The following is a 13,105-nucleotide window of genomic DNA, read 5'->3' as shown; positions in this document are numbered from 1 at the left end:
CCAGTCATGTCGATAATTGAGATTATGTCAAATCATAAATTTACCCGAAAACACCCCTGAAATCCCCGCCAGACACCGCCCGAATCCTTCCTCACCGGTCACGCGCAGCCACCGCTTTTTGCAGCGTGAACCCAAGCCTCAGCAAAAACCTGCGGCACGCAATGCCCCCGACGGCCGCCCGCCAGACGCCGTCTCCAACCACCGCAAACCGCCCGCGACAGGACGATCAGGACAACCACATCCCCTGCATCTTGTGCGAGAAATGCGCGCGCTCGGCCGTCTCCATCAGCGACAGGAATTCATCCTGCATCATGTGGATCAGCGCTTCGTGGTCGCCGGCCTCGAAATACACTTCCGGCTGCTGCGCGAGATGTTCCTCGAGGAACGTCTTCATCCCGTACGCCATGCACACCGGCGGCAACGCGCCCAGGTCGCAATCCTTGAAGAGTTCGCGCAGTTCGATTTCCCTGGCGAGCACGAGATGGCGGCCGGTCTTGACCCAGAGGTCCGACAGCCGCACCGCGTGCGACGTCGGCAGCACGGCGGCGACGTAGCCTTCGTCGTCCTCGAGCAGCACGGTTTTCGCGAGGCGATCGCCGGGGATATGCGCGGCGGCGGCCGTCTCCATGCTGGTATGGCTATACGGGTGGTACACGACTTCGTACCGCGATGACTTCTGGCGCAGGCAATCCTGCAGGGTGGCTGATACAGGCATGGCACACCTCTCTGGACGAATCGGACGAACGAAGTTCGCTCCGGGTTTGTTCAGCATAGGTCGCATTGCGGCCAATGGAAACGCCCTCGCACGGCGCCCGCACCGACGCTCGCCCCGGCTTCGGCCCCCTTTTTCCGGCGCGCGCAATCCGGGCCCGGAATCCGCATGGAACATGTCTGCCTGCCCCGCCTTTCCTGAAGACACAACGAGACGCAACGGGCGGTAACGGTTCCCGTACGAGGACCCCACCACATGTGACGGCGGATCTGCGCCAGACCGTTAGTTGCATTTTAAGGAAGAGCGTCGAGACCTGAAAACCGTCGTCGTCGGCCGCCGGGGCTCGGCCGGCCACGCACCCACGAGGCCGCCGCAAACCGCGCCGACAAAGACCGAACCTCGCCCTATACTGAGCCAACACCCGCCATCCCGCGGCGGCCGATTCCGGGAGCGACCATGCATTACCAGCTGATCTACGAACTCGTCGACGATTACCTGTCCCGGCGCGAACAGTACCGCGCCGAGCACCTCGCACTCGCGCGGGCGGCAACCGAACGCGGCGAACTCGTGCTCGCAGGCGCATTGCAGGATCCGGCCGACCAGGCCGTGCTCGTGTTCGAAGGCGATTCGCCGGAAGCCGCCGAATCGTTCGCGCGCGCCGATCCCTACGTGCAGAACGGCCTCGTCAAGTCCTGGCGCGTGCGTCCGTGGCGCGTCGTGGTCGGCAAGCACGCCCCGCGCTGACGGTGCACGGGGCCACGGCTACAGCCACCCCGCCCGCTTGAAGCGCCACCACAACGCGAGATCGGCTACGACCATCACGCCGATGCAGCCGTAGAAGCCGTACTTGAGGTGCAGTTCGGGCATGTTCGCGAAGTTCATCCCGTAGATGCCGGCGATCATCGTCGGTATCGCGAACAGCGCGGCGAACGAGCCGAGCCGCTTGGTCACCTCGTTCTCCGCAAGCGAGATCATCCCGAGATTGACCTGGATCGCGGTCACGACCATCTCGCGCCGCCCTTCGATCGTCTTCACGATCCGCTGCAGGTGGTCGTACACGTCGCGGAAGTAATGCTCCATCCCGCTGCAGACCTGCGGAATGCGTCCGCCGGTGAGCTTCGCGAGCGGCTCGATCAGCGGCGCCGTGTGCTGGTGCAGCATCACGAGCCGGCGTTTCAGCGAATAGAGATCCTCGATGATCGCGCGCGACGACGCGGGCGTGGCCTTGGTGAAGATGCGGTCCTCGAGTTCCTCGAGCTCGTTGCCGAGCGTCTCGAGGATCGGGAAATAGCGGTCGACGACCTGATCCATCAACGCATAGAACACGAATGCCGACCCTTCCTGCAGCAGATGCGGCTCGCGCTCGCAGCGCTTGCGCACCGCGCGGAAGTCCTGTTCGGTATGGTTGCGGATCGACAGCACGTAGTTCGGGCCGACGAACACGTTCAGCTCGCCAACATTGAATTCTCCGTCGTGGTCGAGCTCGACCGTGTGCAGCACCGCGAACAGCGAATCGCCGTACTCCTCGATCTTCGGCCGCTGATGCCCCTTGCGGGCATCCTCGAGCGCGAGCTCGTGCAGCCCGAATTCCTCGCCCATCAGGTCGATCTCGTCCGGCGTCGGATCCTTCAGAGCGACCCATACGAAACACTCGGGTTTCGACACGTATTCGCTGATGGCGTCGATATCGATATCGGCCAGCTTGCGGCCGTCCTGGTATGCAGCACAGTTGATCAGCATGATGTCCGTCATGTTGCCGTTATCGCACCAGTTTACCGGGTTGCCGCACGGGCGGCCCGGCTTGCGCGGCACGCCGATATTGGTCATGATCGGATTGCGTGCGCCGCGGCTCGCGCACGGCATCGCTTCGACAAGTGCACGGCACGGCACGGCCGTGCCGCCCAACCTTCAAGGAGACAGACCCATGTGGTATTTCTCGTGGATACTCGGCATCGGCGTGGCGCTCGGCTTCGGCATCATCAACGCGATGTGGCTCGAGGCGGAAGTGTTCTCGCGCGACGGCAAGCGCACCGCCGCACCGCGCACGAATTCGGGGAGCCGGTATTCGTGACGCACCTGGTGTTCTTCTGCGGTCATGCCGGCACCGGCAAGACCACGCTCGCGAAGCGGCTGATCGGGCCGCTGATGCGCGCGACCGGCGAAGCCTTCTGCCTGCTCGACAAGGACACGCTCTACGGCCGCTACAGCTCGGCCGCGATGGGCGCCCTCACCTCCGATCCGAACGACCGCGACAGCCCGCTCTACCTGAAGCATCTGCGCGATCCCGAATACCAGGGCCTGCTCGACACGGCCCGCGAGAACCTCGCGCTCGGCATCGGCGCGCTCGTGGTCGGCCCGCTGTCGCGCGAAGTGCGTGACCGGCGCATCCTCGACCGCACGTGGCTCGGCATCGGGCCGGACGTCGCGCTGACGGTCGTGTGGGTCCACACCTCGGAAGACGTCGCGCACCAGCGGATCGTCGCGCGCGGCAATCCGAACGACGCGTACAAGCTCGCGCACTGGGACGAATACCGGCAACGCCGCTTCGTGCCGACCGGCCACGAATGCGACGGCATCGTGATGTTCGACAACACCGCACCGTCCGACGCGGACATCGATGCGCTGCTGTACCGCATCGTGCCGCCCCCGCCGGCGGCAACGATCGTCCCGCCGCTGCCCGCCTGAGCGGCGCGCACCGCCCTGCTCCTCGTCGCTTCACCATGTCGCGTGAAGGCATCGCGACGCAACGTGTCGATTCGGCCGACGGCAATGCGATCCGTGAAGCCGTGACGGGCTTCGACGCGCTCGTCAAAAAAAACGCCGGAAGCGCTGTTGCGCTCCCGGCGTCGCACGGCCCTCGTGCCTGAGACCGATCGTCAGGCGACTTCGTGCACGCGCTCCATCGTGCCGCCTTCGTACAGCTTGCCGAAGCGGTTCGCGAGGAACGCCTTCAGCGACACCTTTTCCTGCGGGATGAAACCGCTTTGCGGCAGCTTCTTTTCGCGGAACAGATCCAGCACCGCGCACATCGCGCCGGCCGTCGTGATCTGGATAGCGCTCATGTGCATCCCGCACACGTCCTTCGCGAAGATCTTGCGGGTGAACACGTCCTGCACGAGCTGGCCGTCCTTCACGCCCGTCACCGTGACGAACACGAGCACGACGTCCTGCTTCGTCGACGGCACCGCGCGGCGCATGATCGACTTCAGCGTGTCGCGGTCGCTCGACAGGCGCAGGTCTTCGAGCAGGAACTGCACGAGTTCGCGGTGGCCCGGATAGCGCACCGACTTGTAGTCGAGCGTCTCGACCTTGCCCGACAGCGTCTCGCACAGCGTGCCCAGGCCGCCCGACGTGTTGAACGCTTCGTATTCGGTGCCGTCGAGCGAGAAATGTTCGAGGCCTTCGAGCGGCTGCACCCACTGCTTGCGACCGTCGCGGATCGCTTCGCACGGCTGGCAGTATTCGTTGATCAGGCCGTCGACGCTCCACGTCAGGTTGTACTTCAGCGCGTTGGTCGGATACTCGGGCAGCGCGCCGACGCGCATCTTCACGTCGCGCACTTCGCTGAAGCCGTTCACGAGCTCGTGCGCGGCGATGCCGATGAAGCCCGGTGCGAGGCCGCACTGCGGCATGAACGCGCGGTCCGAACCGTCGGCCAGTTCGCGGATCGCGTGGGTCGCGCGCACGTCTTCGGTCAGGTCGAAGTAATGGACGCCTGCCGCCTTGGCCGCCGCGGCGACGTTGACCGCCAGGTAGTACGGCAGCGCGTTGACGAGCGCATCGAAGCCCTTCACGGCTTCACGGATCGCATTGGCGTCGGCCGAATCGACACGTTGCGTCGCGATGCCTTCACGCGACAGCTTGGCGAGCGCATCAGCGTCACGGTCGAACGCGACGACTTCGTAGTCGCCCGTTTCACGCAGCATGTGAGCAATGGTGTGGCCGATCAGACCTGCGCCGACGATGGCGATTTTCATGCGCTTATCTCCTGATGATGGGTTTGGTGTTGGTGTACGGCGTCGAGCCATGAACACAGTTTAGGGACGTGCAAAATCAGTTCCAAGACGAAGAATGATGCGAAACGACCGATACTTTCGACGAAATGACCACACATTTCGTCACAACGACCAAATCATCTAAAAAATGCGTATACGACGTGCCGCAGACGGGCCGCGATCGACGCGTGTGGACGGACAGGAAGGAACACGCAAGGCGGGACATGGCAGGCGAATCAATCGTTGCGCGCGCCCGGGCACGCATTCGACACAACGACGCGCGCGTGCAGATGCGCGAGGCAACGCCACGCCCCGCGGCGAGCGCAGGCGGCGGGCATCAAGGCATCAAGGGAAGGGAAAGGAGGAAAAGCCTGCGCGACGAATCGAATCGCGCCGCGGCGTCACACGCGACACCGCATGCAACGCGTCATCCGCCGATCGTGCCGCGATCGATCTTGCGCGACAGAATGATCGACGTCGTCGTGCGCTCGACGCCTTCGAGCGTGCCGATCTGGTCGAGCAGGTCGTTGAGCCGTTCCGGCGAATCGGCACGCAACCACGCGACATAGTCGTATTCGCCGCTCACCGCACACAGCAGCTGCACCTCGGGCATCCGGTCGAGCTTGCGCAGCACGTCCTTGCCGAACTTCGGCGTGAGAATGATGCCGACGTACGCGTAAATGCTCGCGTCGAGCACGTCCTGACCGAGCCGCACGCTGTATCCGGCGATCACGTTGGTACGCTCGAGCCGCGCGATGCGCGCGACGACCGTCGTGCGGGCAACGTCGAGCTGTCGCGCGAGATCGGCGACGCTTGCGCGCGCATCCGCTTGCAGCAGCGCGACGAGTTGCCGGTCGAGGTCGTCGAGTTGGTCGAGGCGAGGAGGACGCATGAGGCTGGGCCGGCGTGCAACGCGCCGGCGAAATGGAACGTGACGCGATGATAGCGCCGAACGCCGGTGCGCCCAAACGACATCGCACGCGGTCACGGGTTCACGCGTTCGCATCGCCCCGCCTCGTTCGCGCGCGGCGCCCGACGCGCCGATCGAACACCGTCGATCGTCGCCTTCGCCATGTCCCTTTCAATTTCGATTCGTATCGGATGTAAGCAAGTGTCGCTTTCGCTGCTGCACTGCACGCAACGTGCTACTAATAAGGTGCGACGCGAGATGCGCGCTCGCGGCACTGACCGCCGCGCCCGCTCGCACGACACCACCCCGGAGAGCCACCCATGAAGAATATCTCGCTCACCCTCGCTACGCTCGCCGTTGCAGCCAGCGCATTCGCGCAAACCCCGCCGCAACCGCAGACGCCCGCTCCGGCGGCGGCAACGGCCGCGTCGGCCCCGAGCGCCGAGCAGCGTGCGGCGCGCCACGAAGCGCGCATCGAGCAGCGCATCAAGTACCTGCACGACCAGTTGAAGATCACGTCGGCGCAGGAACCGCAATGGAAGACGTTCGCCGACACGATGCGCGAGAACGGCGACACGATGGGCCGCCTCTATCGCACCCGGATGGAAAGCCACAACGTGTCCGCGGTCGACGACATGAAGCAGTACGCGGAACTCGCGCAGGCGAACGCGGACGGCGCGAAAAAGCTCGCCGACGCATTCGCGCCGCTCTACGAGCGCTTCCCGGCCGACCAGAAGGCGCTCGCCGACACGACGTTCCGCAGCTGGCTGCACCACGGCGGCGAACACCGCGGCAAGGGCAAAGCCGCGAGCAAGGAAGGCAAGGCAGCAGCCGCGCCGGCCGCCAGCGCGCCCGCGCAACCCTGACGTCCGCCCCGCCGGCGCCGCGCTGCCCGTCCGGGCCGAACGGCGTCGCGCATCCCGCCGGGAATCCGGCGCGTCACACGGCGCGCCGGATTCGGGATAAGCTCCCGGCTTTTCCCGCACTTCCCCCCTGCCATGCTCGAACTCAAGCACATCGATCTGCGTACCGACCCGCAGGCCCGTCGCGTCGTGAAGGATGAAACCGTCACGGTCGCATTCGCGGATGCCGACGGCGAACTGATGAGCCTCGAAGGCCCGAACCGCTATGTTGCGGGCGACGCGCTGATCACCGGCTCGACCGGCGACCGTTGGGTCGTGTCGCGCGCGCGCTTCGACGCGAAGTACCTGCCCGCCGATCCGGCGCTCGCGCCCGGCGCGCCGGGCGCCTACCGGAACCGGCCGGCCGTCGTGCTCGCCCGCCGCATGGACGAGCCGTTCACGATCGTCCGCTCGGAAAACGGCGACACGCTGAGCGGCATGGCCGGCGACTGGGTCATGCAATATGCACCCGGCGACTATGGCGTCGTGCAGGCGCAGCGCTTCGCGCAGGTTTATCGCGACGCGTAAGCGCGCGTCGCGTGACACGCGCTGCGCCGGCATCGTGCCGGCGCGCGCCGACGTCATCGCTCACGCAAAGTCTTCGTCGAGTTCGAGTTCCGCGTCGCGTTCGACGGCTTCACCCGCCGCGTGCCGCTCCTCGAGCGAGCCCAGCATCGCTTCCGTGTACGCATGCAGCACGGCGTGGCTGCGGGCGCGCTGCATCTGCCTGAGCGCCAGATAGCGCGCCAGCGCGGCCGGCACGATGCGGATATCGAGCGTCATCCGTTTCGGCGTCGAACCGAAACGCATCGCGAGCCACTGCACGGACAGGAAGCGCCCGCGTTCGTCGCTGCTTTCGGCAAAACGCGTCTGCTCCGGAAAGAGATCGCAGATCACGCGCGCGAGCGCGTCGAATTCCGCGCTCTGGCATTCGATCAGATAGTCGTCCATTCCGCCTCTCCCGTCAGGCCGCCGTGCGCGGCGACCGGCACGTCTTCACCAGCACGGCGACCAGGATCGCGGCCAGCACGAAATACACGGCCTCGAGCGATCCGGCCGGCAGCACGCGCACCTGGTACAGCAACGCCGGTGCAGCCGCCAGCGCATGCAGCACGATCGCGAGCGGCAGTACGCCCGCGCGGCCGGCACGCACGCCGCGCCAGACCAGCACCGACAGCGCGAGCTGCACCGCAAACGCCGCGCAGCGCTCGATCAGCAACAGCAGGATCGACTGTGCCGACAGCGTCGCCAGCATCACGTGCAGCCGCACGACGGTATCGCCCGGCAGGTCCGCGAGCTGCGTCTCGAGCTGCCCGCGGCTCGCGAGCCACGCGAGATACGACCACTGGCCCCAGACGAGCACACCGACGAACCAGACTTCGGCACCGGCATGGCCGATCCCGTAGCCGATGCCGCGCCCGTCGCCGGCCGACGCGCCGTAGCGGCGGTTCAGGAACCGCATCCCGAGATAACGGCCGACTTCCTCGAACACGGCGGTCGCGAGCGCGCTGTACGCAACGAATGCGAGCGGCTGCGTGAGCCAGCCGCCGGCGGGCGTCTGGCTCAGCACGAGGCCATGGAATGCACGTTCGACGATCATCGCGAACAGCGTGAAGACGGCGACGCCGACGATCGTGTCGCGGCGGTCGAGCGCAAGCGGCTTGCGCAGGATACGGAAGAGAATGAACGGCAGTAGCGCGATGATCAGCGTGGCGGCGATCAGCACCGCCAGCGTGACGGGAGCGACAGTCATGAATTTCCTTGTTCGGGGCAGCGCACCTGACGCGCCGCGTGCCCCGCATGATACTCAGCTTGCGGTCGACGCGCGCGCAATCAGCTCGCCCGGCAGCATCGCGACGCGCACGTCGCCGACCGCGCCGTCGATGCGCTCGTGCACGAATTCGACGGCCTTGTAGCCGATCTCGTAGGTTGGCTGGCGGATCGTCGTGATGCCGATCAGCTCGGCCCACTCCGGATCGTCGATCGACAGCAGCGCGGCCTGTTCCTGCCACGCGGCGCCGAAGCGTGCGCGCAGGTGGCGCGCGATCGCGAGCGCGACCGGCGCGTTCGCGGCGAACAGCGCCGCCCGCACGCCGCGCTGCGTGGCCGCGTCGACGCGCGCGTCGAGGTCGGCGAGCGCCGCGGCGGCCGCGGCCGGCTCGTTCAGGTCGAGCACGACCGTCGGCGGCACCGGCAGCCCGCGCGCGTCGAGCGCCGCGCGGAACGCGGCCTCGCGCAGGCGCCGCGAGCTGACGTGCTCGAACGGTTGCACGACGAAATGAATCGCATCGAAGCCGCGCGCGATCAGGTGCGCGAGCGCCGTCTCGATCGCATCGGTGTTGTCGAGCCCGATCAGGTCCGCCTCGAAGCCCTCGACCGTGCGGTCGACGAGCACGGCCGGGATGCCGCCGCCGCGCAGCGGGCGCAGCACGTCTTCCTCGGCGCCGAGCGCGTTGACGATCAGCCCTTCGACCCGGTAGGTCGTGAGCAGCTGCAGGAAGCGCCGCTCCATCTCGACTTCATTCGCCGCGTGGCAGATGAGCGGCATGTAGCCGAGCGCGTGGCACGCGGCCTCGACGCCCTGCAGCACTTCGACGGTATAGGGATTGGTCAGGTCGGCCGCGAGCATGCCGAGCAGCCGGTTGCGGCCGCGCTTCAGCCCGCGCGCCATCTGGTTCGGCCGGTAGTTGAGGCGCGCGATCGCCGTCTCGATCCGCTGGCGCAGATCGGCGGACAGCACGTGCGTCTCGCCGTTCAGATAGCGCGAAACGCTGGTCTTGCCCGTGCCGGCTTCGCGTGCGACGTCGCTGATCGTCGCCGGACGCTGCGTGGAAGGTTGCGAATCGCTCAAGTCGTGCCTCGCGACGTACGATCCGCGCCGCTTCGTGTGCGGACGGACCTTTGTTGTTGGATACGAAAGCCACCCGGCGCACGCCGCCGCTCCCCTGCTTCGCGGTCGATCGAAGCCGGCGCATTCGCGCCCGCTCCGGTCGCCTGACACGCACGGCGATCGGCCGCACCGGGCTGGCGCGGATGCCCGCCGCCGGACGCCGCCGGCCGCGTGGCCGGGTCGTCGATGCGCGACGAGCGGGCGATCATAACGCAGCCTGCCCTCCCGCACCAAGACCATCGACTCTAACGGCAGCGGCGGCCCCCGGCCGGCCGCCGCCGCTCAGACGCGCGCGAGCGCGTCCGGATTGACGAGATTCGTGCGCAGCGTGCCGGCCAGCGCGCCGACCAGGTTTTCCGCGGCGCAGCGCGCCATTGCATGGCGCGTCTCGTGGGTCGCCGAGCCGATATGCGGCAGCGCGACGACGTTGCTCATCCGCAGCAGCGGCGAGTCCGCCGCCAGCGGCTCCTTCTCGAACACGTCGAGCCCCGCGCCGCGGATCGCGCCGGCCCGCAGCGCGTCGATCAGCGCGGCCTCGTCGACCACCGGCCCGCGCGACGCGTTGATCAGGATCGCGCCGCGCTTCATCTTCGCGAATTCGGCCGCGCCGATCAGGTGATGCGTTTCCGGCGACAGCGGCACCTGCAGGCACACGAAGTCCGACTGCGCGAGCAGTTCGTCGAGCGTCACGCGGCGGGCGCCGTACTGCGTCTCGGCTTCGGCGTGCGCGGCACGGTTCGTGTACAGCACCTGCATCCGGAAGCCGAGCGCCGCGCGGCGCGCGACCGCGCCGCCGATCCGCCCGAGCCCGACGATGCCGAGCGTCTTGCCCTGCACGTCGGTGCCGTACAGATCGGGGCCGATACTGCGCTGCCAGTGGCCGGCCTTCACCCACTCCGCCAGTTCGACCACACGCCGCGCGGACGCGAGGATCAACGAGAACACGGTATCGGCGGTCGATTCGGTCAGCACGTCGGGTGTATGCGCGAGCACGATCCCGCGCCGCGTGAGATCCGCGACGTCGAAGTTGTCGTAGCCGACCGAGATCGTCGACCAGGCCTTCAGCCGCGGCGCGCGATCGAGCATCTGCGGCGTGACCTTCAGGCTCGCGCCGATCGCGCCGTCCGCGTCGCCGAGGGCGTCGGCGAGCGCGTCGGCGCCGTCGGCCTGCACGAGCTCCGCATGCTCGCGCAGGTACGCGAGAATGTCATCGGGCAGCGGCTTGTACGCGACGATACGAGGCTTCATCGTTTTCATTTTCCTTGCAGCGGCGTCGCGAGCGGGTGCGCATCGCGCGCCTGGGGTTTGACGGACAGCGTGAGGATCACCGCGGCGATGAGCGCGACGCTCATGAACGCATACGATGCGACGGGAGACCCGGTCGCCCCGTTCAGGTAGCCGACGAAATACGAGCCGACGAACGAGCCGAGCGCGCCCATGCTGTTGATCAGCGCCATCGCGCCGCCGGCGACGTTCCTCGGCAGCAGTTCCGGCACGATCGCGAAGAACGGGCCGTACGGCGCGTACATCGCGGCGCCCGCAACGACCAGCAGCGCATACGAGATCCAGAAATGCGACGAGCCGAGCGCATACGACGCGGCGAACGCGGCCGCGCCGACCAGCAGGAACGGCCACACGAAGCCGCGGCGCGAGCCGACCTTGTCGGACGCCCACGACGCGACCAGCATCGCGATCGTCGCCGCGAGGTACGGCAACGCCGACAGCCAGCCGGTCGCGACCATCCCGAGCTCGGAGCCGTTCTTGACGATCGACGGCAGCCACAGCACGAAGCCGTACACGCCGATGCTCCAGCAGAAGTACTGTGCGCACAGCTTGATCACGGCCGGCGAGCGGAACGCCTCGCCGTAGTTGCGCACGGGCTTGATCGCCGCCTGTTCGGCCGCGAGCGCGGCGTCGAGGTCGCGCTTTTCCTGCGCGGTGAGCCACGGCGAATCGGCCGGCTTGTCCTGCACGAGGAACCACCAGCATACGGCCCAGATGATGGCCGGCACGCCTTCGGCGATGAACATGTGGCGCCAGCCGAATTCGTGCACGAGATAGCCCGACACGATCGACATCCACAGCACCGTGACCGGGTTGCCGAGGATCAGGAACGTGTTCGCGCGCGAGCGCTCGTTCTTCGTGAACCAGTTGCTGATGTAGATCAGCATCGCCGGCATCACCGCCGCCTCGACCACGCCGAGCACGAAGCGGATCGCCATCAGCGACGGGATGTTGGTGACCACCCCCGTGAGCGCCGCGCACGCGCCCCACAGCACGAGGCTGACGAACACGAGCTTCTTGACGCTGCGGCGCTCCGCATAGATCGCGCCCGGAATCTGGAAGAAGAAGTAGCCGAGGAAGAACAGCGCGCCGATCAGCGACGACAGGCCCTTGCTGATCCCGAGGTCCTGGTTGATGCCGGCTGCGGCCGCGAACCCGTAGTTCGCGCGGTCGAGGTAAGCGAGGCTGTAGGTGATGAACACGATCGGCATGATCGTCCACCAGCGTCGTGCTGCGAGATTGGCTGCCATCAGAGTGTCTCCTTGGGTGATCGGAGTGGGCGGGTCAAACGCCCGGCTCCGCTCCCGTCCTTTCGGGAATCGACCGGCGTCGGCGCGATGGCGCCTGCTCCGGCCTCATGCAAAACCGTGCACGAAGCACGAATTGGGTCCGCGGATTGTGCCGTGTCCGGCCTCTCATTGCGCGGTGACGGTTTCCTCTAAGCGATCGGCGCGATTGCTGACGTTTTCGAGCCGATCGAGCGCCGTGCGGGTCGGCAAACCTTCCGAATCGCCGATCACCTGAATCGCGAGCGCCCCGATGCGATTGCCGCGCGCGACCGCCTGCTCGACGGAGCGGCCTTCCAGCAGCGCGCTGACCACGCCGACCGCGAAGCCGTCGCCGGCGCCGACCGTGTCGACCACGTTCGCGACACGCTCGCCCGCCACCGTGCCCTCGCGGCCGTCGGCCGTGCGGAAGTACGCGCCCTCGGCGCCCAGCTTGATCACCACGCCGCGCGCCCCCTGTGCCAGGTAGAAGGCCGCGATGTCGGCCGGCGTGTCGTGCCCGGTGAGCTGCTGCCCTTCGGCCAGGCCCGGCAGCACCCAGTCGGCGAGCGACGCGAGCGCGTTCAGCGTCTTCGCCATCACGTCGGCGGACGGCCACAGCGTCGGGCGCAGGTTCGGATCGAACGAGATCGTCTTGCCGGCCGCACGCATCTCGCGCGCCAGCCGGAACGCAAGCTCGCACGACGTCGCGGAGATCGCGGGTGCGACGCCCGTCAAATGCAGGTGCCGTGCGCCGAGCACGTAGTCGGCCACGTAGTCGTCGCACGACAGGTGGCTCGCGGCCGAGCCCTTGCGGAAATATTCGACGGTCGGGTCGCTGCCGTCGTCGTTGCGCGACTTCAGCTGGAAGCCGGTCGGATAGCGCGGATCGACGGTCACGCACGACGCGTCGATGCCTTCGCGCGCGAGCGTGTCGAGCACGTAGCCGCCGAACGAATCGCGGCCCACCCGGCTCATCCAGCCGACCCGGAAGCCGAGCCGCGACAGACCGATCGCGACGTTCAGGTCCGCGCCCGCGATCCGTTTCGTGAATTGCGCGGCGTGCGCGAGGTGGCCGGGCTCGGCGGCGACGAACATCGCCATCGCTTCGCCGTAGGTCACGACATCGAGTGCTGCCTTCATGAGT

At 67.2% G+C, this 13,105-nt stretch carries 16 protein-coding genes; 6 read left to right on the top strand and 10 right to left on the bottom strand.

Features of this window, described 5'->3' with window-relative positions:
• Positions 1-226: 226 nt before the first annotated feature.
• Positions 227-715, bottom strand: coding sequence for an aminoacyl-tRNA deacylase (locus tag U4Z64_RS34265; RefSeq protein ID WP_044848239.1), 489 nt, complete (start codon positions 713-715; stop codon positions 227-229).
• Positions 716-1,168: 453 nt separating this feature from the next.
• Here U4Z64_RS34265 and U4Z64_RS34260 point away from each other — a divergent pair, with 453 nt between their 5' ends.
• A complete protein-coding gene (locus U4Z64_RS34260; RefSeq protein WP_124485447.1) occupies positions 1,169-1,456 on the top strand; it encodes a YciI-like protein in 288 nt (95 codons plus the stop codon).
• A gap of 18 nt (positions 1,457-1,474) precedes the next feature.
• Here U4Z64_RS34260 and corA read toward each other — a convergent pair whose 3' ends face one another.
• On the bottom strand, positions 1,475-2,452 hold the full coding sequence (corA, locus tag U4Z64_RS34255; RefSeq protein ID WP_044848267.1) for a magnesium/cobalt transporter CorA: 978 nt from the start codon (positions 2,450-2,452) through the stop codon (positions 1,475-1,477).
• 184 nt (positions 2,453-2,636) lie between these two features.
• On the opposite strand from corA, the gene cydX reads away from it, so the two are divergent.
• Genes cydX through U4Z64_RS34240 form a run of 3 tightly spaced genes read left to right on the top strand, consistent with a single transcriptional unit; the run spans position 2,637 to position 3,579 of the window.
• Positions 2,637-2,783 (top strand): cytochrome bd-I oxidase subunit CydX, encoded by a 147-nt coding sequence (cydX, locus tag U4Z64_RS34250; protein WP_321822340.1) that lies wholly within the window; start codon positions 2,637-2,639, stop codon positions 2,781-2,783.
• The gene (locus U4Z64_RS34245; protein ID WP_044848242.1) at positions 2,780-3,397 is read left to right on the top strand and encodes an AAA family ATPase; all 618 of its coding nucleotides are present in this window, start codon (positions 2,780-2,782) and stop codon (positions 3,395-3,397) included. Before cydX ends, U4Z64_RS34245 begins: the two co-directional genes overlap by 4 nt.
• Positions 3,398-3,432: 35 nt before the next feature.
• Positions 3,433-3,579 carry a hypothetical protein gene (locus U4Z64_RS34240; RefSeq protein ID WP_321822341.1) on the top strand — a complete coding sequence of 49 codons (147 nt, stop codon included), beginning with the start codon at positions 3,433-3,435 and terminating at the stop codon, positions 3,577-3,579.
• Positions 3,580-3,588: 9 nt separating this feature from the next.
• Here the strand turns inward: U4Z64_RS34240 and U4Z64_RS34235 are convergent, their stop codons facing one another.
• Both U4Z64_RS34235 and U4Z64_RS34230 read right to left on the bottom strand, forming a co-directional pair.
• Positions 3,589-4,689 (bottom strand): saccharopine dehydrogenase family protein, encoded by a 1,101-nt coding sequence (locus U4Z64_RS34235; RefSeq protein WP_040144221.1) that lies wholly within the window; start codon positions 4,687-4,689, stop codon positions 3,589-3,591.
• A gap of 445 nt (positions 4,690-5,134) precedes the next feature.
• Complete coding sequence (locus U4Z64_RS34230) at positions 5,135-5,599, bottom strand: Lrp/AsnC family transcriptional regulator (protein ID WP_006481526.1); 465 nt, start codon at positions 5,597-5,599, stop codon at positions 5,135-5,137.
• Between the two features lie 338 nt (positions 5,600-5,937).
• On the opposite strand from U4Z64_RS34230, the gene U4Z64_RS34225 reads away from it, so the two are divergent.
• Together U4Z64_RS34225 and U4Z64_RS34220 are read left to right on the top strand one after the other, a co-directional pair.
• Positions 5,938-6,483 (top strand): Spy/CpxP family protein refolding chaperone, encoded by a 546-nt coding sequence (locus U4Z64_RS34225; RefSeq protein WP_321822339.1) that lies wholly within the window; start codon positions 5,938-5,940, stop codon positions 6,481-6,483.
• A 132-nt stretch (positions 6,484-6,615) separates the two neighbouring features.
• Complete coding sequence (locus U4Z64_RS34220; RefSeq protein WP_321822338.1) at positions 6,616-7,047, top strand: PGDYG domain-containing protein; 432 nt, start codon at positions 6,616-6,618, stop codon at positions 7,045-7,047.
• Between the two features lie 60 nt (positions 7,048-7,107).
• Here U4Z64_RS34220 and U4Z64_RS34215 read toward each other — a convergent pair whose 3' ends face one another.
• From U4Z64_RS34215 to U4Z64_RS34190, 6 genes are all read right to left on the bottom strand, one after another.
• Entirely contained in the window at positions 7,108-7,470 is a 363-nt protein-coding gene (locus tag U4Z64_RS34215) for a DUF3022 domain-containing protein (protein WP_321822337.1), read from the bottom strand.
• A 13-nt stretch (positions 7,471-7,483) separates the two neighbouring features.
• Positions 7,484-8,272 (bottom strand): YhfC family intramembrane metalloprotease, encoded by a 789-nt coding sequence (locus U4Z64_RS34210; protein ID WP_321822336.1) that lies wholly within the window; start codon positions 8,270-8,272, stop codon positions 7,484-7,486.
• A gap of 54 nt (positions 8,273-8,326) precedes the next feature.
• On the bottom strand, positions 8,327-9,370 hold the full coding sequence (locus U4Z64_RS34205; protein ID WP_321808962.1) for a LacI family DNA-binding transcriptional regulator: 1,044 nt from the start codon (positions 9,368-9,370) through the stop codon (positions 8,327-8,329).
• Positions 9,371-9,691: 321 nt separating this feature from the next.
• A complete protein-coding gene (locus U4Z64_RS34200) occupies positions 9,692-10,657 on the bottom strand; it encodes an NAD(P)-dependent oxidoreductase (protein WP_321822335.1) in 966 nt (321 codons plus the stop codon).
• Positions 10,658-10,662: 5 nt separating this feature from the next.
• Complete coding sequence (locus U4Z64_RS34195; protein ID WP_321822334.1) at positions 10,663-11,943, bottom strand: MFS transporter; 1,281 nt, start codon at positions 11,941-11,943, stop codon at positions 10,663-10,665.
• A gap of 165 nt (positions 11,944-12,108) precedes the next feature.
• Positions 12,109-13,101 carry a sugar kinase gene (locus U4Z64_RS34190; protein ID WP_321808965.1) on the bottom strand — a complete coding sequence of 331 codons (993 nt, stop codon included), beginning with the start codon at positions 13,099-13,101 and terminating at the stop codon, positions 12,109-12,111.
• Positions 13,102-13,105 lie beyond the last annotated feature (4 nt).

This window comes from Burkholderia sp. BCC1996, from assembly GCF_905339955.1.
In the GTDB taxonomy this organism is placed as follows: Bacteria; Pseudomonadota; Gammaproteobacteria; order Burkholderiales; family Burkholderiaceae; genus Burkholderia.
This window is presented reverse-complemented; position numbering and strand designations above follow the sequence as displayed.